The organism is Streptomyces sp. NPDC059003 (assembly GCF_042740445.1).
Taxonomy (GTDB): Bacteria; Actinomycetota; Actinomycetes; order Streptomycetales; family Streptomycetaceae; genus Streptomyces.
Genome location: NZ_JBHYJH010000391.1, coordinates 1 through 3050, shown reverse-complemented (window position 1 = coordinate 3050; position 3050 = coordinate 1). Strand labels below are relative to the sequence as shown.

The 3050-nt window shown below is 70.1% G+C and carries 3 protein-coding genes; all 3 read right to left on the bottom strand.

Annotation, left to right across the window (positions count from 1 at the left end; genetic code table 11):
* The coding region (locus ACFWZ5_RS45920) for a flavodoxin-dependent (E)-4-hydroxy-3-methylbut-2-enyl-diphosphate synthase (protein ID WP_384893196.1) at window positions 1–160 on the bottom strand (160 nt) is incomplete at its 3' end.
* 208 nt (window positions 161–368) lie between these two features.
* Window positions 369–1670 carry a M50 family metallopeptidase gene (locus ACFWZ5_RS45915; protein WP_384806594.1) on the bottom strand — a complete coding sequence of 434 codons (1302 nt, stop codon included), beginning with the start codon at window positions 1668–1670 and terminating at the stop codon, window positions 369–371.
* Entirely contained in the window at window positions 1667–2935 is a 1269-nt protein-coding gene (dxr, locus tag ACFWZ5_RS45910) for a 1-deoxy-D-xylulose-5-phosphate reductoisomerase (protein WP_384806596.1), read from the bottom strand. Before dxr ends, ACFWZ5_RS45915 begins: the two co-directional genes overlap by 4 nt.
* Window positions 2936–3050 lie beyond the last annotated feature (115 nt).

The following is a 3050-nucleotide window of genomic DNA, read 5'->3' as shown; positions in this document are numbered from 1 at the left end:
GCGTCGCCCCGATGTCGGACGTACGCGTCGTCGTCATCGACTGCACCGACACCGGTGCGTCCCCGCCGACGGCCACCGAACCGACCTGGATCTTGCGGCTGACCCTGCGGTCGGCGAGCTTGGTCGGTACGGACGGGATTCCGAGAGAAACGGCAGTCATCTGGCGTGCATCCCCAAAGTGTGGATCAAGGACCCGAGTGCGGCGGGCTCCGGGCTTCGCGGCATCGCTGTTTTCGCGGGTTCGAGGTTACGGCACCCCACAGGCACTGGGCACATCACGCCCCGATGTCCACCCATTGGTGGGCGTGACCGCACAAATGAGGGCGGTCAGGCACATACAGTGCCTGACCGCCGCAAACTCCGTGTGACTAGGAGATTCTCACGGGGTTAACCACGTCCGCGATGAGCACCAGAATCGTGAAGCAGATGAAAATCCCCGCCACCACGTACGCCACGGGCATCAGCTTCGCCACGTCGAACGGGCCCGGGTCGGGACGCCGCAGCACCTTCGCCGCGTTCCGCCGCAGCGACTCCCACAGGGCGCCCGCGATGTGCCCGCCGTCCAGCGGCAGCAGCGGCAGCATGTTGAACAGGAACAGCGACAGGTTGAACCCGGCGACCAGGAACAGCATCATCGCGATCTGGTTCTCCGGCGGGATGTCCAGGGTGAACACCTCGCCGCCGACGCGGGCCGCGCCCACCACGCCCATCGGGGAGTCCTGCTTGCGGTCCCCGTCGCCGAACGCCGCGTTCCACAGGTCCGGGATCTTGGACGGCAGGGCCACGATCGACTCGACGCCGTTCTCCATCATGTCGCCCATGCGGTCCACGGACTCGCCGAAGGACTGCTGGACGATGCCGGACGCGGGCGTGAAGCCGAGGAACCCGGCGTACACGTACTTGCCCTCGACGTAGCCGCCGTCGCCGTCCGTCTTGCTGACCTGGTTCTTGATCAGGTTGGCGTGCAGATCGACGCGCTTGCCGTCGCGCTCGACGGTGATCGTGGCCGGGCCGATGGTGTCGCGGATCCGCGACTGGAGCGTGGACCAGTCGTCCACGGGCTTGCCCCGGAAGGCGACGATCTTGTCGCCCGCCTTGAGCCCCGCGGCCTTGGCGGGCGCGGGCTTGTCGCCCTTCGCGCAGGTCGCGCGGTTCTCGCTGGCCTCGATGACGCAGTCGGACACCTTGCCGACCGAGGTGGTCTGGGTGCTGATGCCGAAGGTCATCATCACGCCGAGGAAGATCACGACGGCCAGGATCAGGTTCATGAAGGGCCCGGCGAACATCACGATCACGCGCTTCCACGGCTTGCGCGTGTAGAAGAGCCGGGACTCGTCGCCGGGCTTGAGCTCCTCGAACGCCGCCGAGCGCGCGTCCTCGATCATGCCCCGCCACGGCGAGGTGGACCGCGCCTCCAGCTTCCCGTCGGGCCCCGGCGGGAACATGCCGATCATGCGGATGTAGCCGCCGAGCGGGATCGCCTTGACGCCGTACTCGGTGTCGCCCTTCTTGCGGGAGAAGATCGTCGGGCCGAAGCCGACCATGTACTGGGGCACCCGGATGCCGAACATCTTCGCCGTCGACAGATGGCCCAGCTCGTGCCAGGCGATCGAGAAGAGCAGCCCGATCACGAAGACGACTATGCCGAGGATCATCATCAGGGTCGTCATGCACGAGCCTCCGCGGTCGTCCGGTCCGTCGTAGCGGTCAGTTCACGGGCCCGGGCGCGCGCCCAGGTCTCCGCTTCGAGGACGTCCGCCACGGTCAGCGAGGTTCCCGTGCGCGGTGTGCCGTGCTCGGCGACGACCTGGGTCACGGTCTCCATGATCCCGTTGAAGGGCAGCGTGCCCGCCAGGAAGGCGTCCACGCACTCCTCGTTGGCGGCATTGAACACCGCGGGGGCCGTGCCCGCGAGCTCCCCCACGTGCCGGGCGAGCCCCACCGACGGGAACGCCTCGGTGTCGAGCGGGAAGAACTCCCAGGTCGAGGCCTTCGTCCAGTCGAACGCGGGCGCCGCGTCGGGCACCCGCTCGGGCCAGCCGATGCCGATGGCGATGGGCCCGCGCATGTCCGGCGGCGTGGCCTGCGCGAGCGTGGAGCCGTCGGCGAACTCGACCATGGAGTGCACGTACGACTGCGGGTGCACGACGACCTCGATGCGGTCGAAGGGGATGTCGTAGAGCAGATGGGCCTCGATGACCTCCAGGCCCTTGTTCACCAGCGTCGCGGAGTTCACCGTGATCACCGGGCCCATGGCCCACGTCGGGTGCGCCAGCGCGTCCTTCGGCGTGACGTCGGCGAGCTCGGCCTTCGTCCGGCCTCTGAAGGGCCCGCCGGACGCGGTCACGACCAGCTTCCGTACGTCGGTACGGGTGCCCGCGGCCAGCGCCTGGAACAGGGCGGCGTGCTCGGAGTCCACCGGGATGATCTGGCCCGGCTTGGCCAGGGCCTTCACCAGCGGGCCGCCGACGATCAGGGACTCCTTGTTGGCGAGCGCGAGCGTGCGGCCCGCCTCCAGGGCGGCGAGCGTGGGGGCGAGGCCGATGGAGCCGGTGATGCCGTTGAGCACCGTGTGGCAGGGGGACGCGGCGAGCTCGGTGGCCGCGTCCGGGCCCGCGAGGATCTCCGGCAGCGGCTCCCCCGCGCCGTACTCCTCCCGCAGCGCCTCGCGCAGCGCCGGTACGACGTCCTCGCGGGCCACCGCCACGGTCCGCACCCGCAGGCGCCGGGCCTGCTCCGCGAGCAGCGCCACGCGGCCGCCCGCGGCGGACAGGGCCGTGACGCGGAAGCGGCCGGGGTTGCGCAGGACGAGGTCGATGGCCTGCGTGCCGATGGAGCCCGTCGAGCCGAGGACGACGATGTCCCGCGGGGCGTCGGTGGCGACGGGGTCGAAGACGAGGTGCGGGTCGGCGAGGGGTGCGGGGCTTTCGCTCATCCCCCCATTGTGGCCGTAGCGGGGGGTGGATCCGACAGCGCCTCTCGGGTGGGCCTCGCGGGGGCGCCCCAGACCCGCCCCTTTCCCGAAACCAGGGGGCTCCGCCCCCTGGACC